Source organism: Achromobacter sp. 46006 (genome assembly GCF_059761975.1).
In genome coordinates this window covers 1-752 of the sequence record NZ_JCBANN010000135.1, presented here as the reverse complement: position 1 = coordinate 752, position 752 = coordinate 1, and the positions used below count along the sequence as shown (strand labels likewise).

The 752-nt window shown below is 73.4% G+C and carries 2 protein-coding genes; one reads left to right on the top strand and one right to left on the bottom strand.

All coding sequences use genetic code 11. From position 1 onward, the window contains the following. Positions 1 to 162 precede the first annotated feature (162 nt). Entirely contained in the window at positions 163 to 441 is a 279-nt protein-coding gene (locus AC6LKG_RS26515) for a DUF378 domain-containing protein (RefSeq protein ID WP_498169966.1), read from the top strand. 7 nt (positions 442 to 448) lie between these two features. On the opposite strand, the gene AC6LKG_RS26510 is transcribed toward AC6LKG_RS26515, so the two are convergent. Beyond that, positions 449 to 676 (bottom strand): hypothetical protein, encoded by a 228-nt coding sequence (locus AC6LKG_RS26510; protein WP_498169964.1) that lies wholly within the window; start codon positions 674 to 676, stop codon positions 449 to 451. Positions 677 to 752 lie beyond the last annotated feature (76 nt).

Sequence of the window (752 nt, the reverse complement as noted above, 5' to 3'; positions counted from 1 at the left end):
GCCCTGCCCGGCGCGGCGCGGGCACGGCGGTTGCTGGCAACGCCGGCGGCACAGCCAGGCCCCTACACAGCACCCCACAGAGGTGCCCGGCTCCCGCGCCGCCCAGGCGCGAAATGACCACCCGGCTGCCAGGCCCGCCTGCCGTCGACATTGGAGGGGACCATGCAAGAAGCCTATGGTGAGAGCGACGATGCCGCCCAGCGGCCCGCGAACGCGGCGCTACGCGATGGCGAGGGGTTCCTGGGCGCACGCGATTGGGTAGCGCTGATCGTCGTGGTGGCGGGCGGCCTGAACACCGGACTGATCGCCGCCGTCAATCTCGATCTGTTCGCGCGCGTGCTGCCCTGGGCCATGGCGGCGCGCACCGCCTACGGCCTGGTCGGCCTGGCGGCGCTGCACTGCGTGGTGCTGCTGTTCCGGCTGGGCGCGGAGGCCGATTGAACGCGGCTCAACGCGCCGTGCCGGGCTCGCGCGTGCCCGGATAGCGGCCGCCCTCCTCGTATTCCGGCCCTTCCGGGTGGGGCGTGTCATCGGCCCGCCGCTTGGGCGCGGGCGCTTTGCCGGAGCCGGGCTTGTCGGCGCCGAACTGGCCACTGTTGCGGGCGGCTTGCGCATCATCGCGCGGGGCGCTGGCCGGTGTCGCGTTGCGGGTATTGCCCTTTTGGGACGGGTTCATTTTCGCTCTCCTGGTCCACGGCGCCGGACCGGCGCCCTCTGCCGCCGAGCGCGAGCAAGTGGCGTGCCCGCCAGGC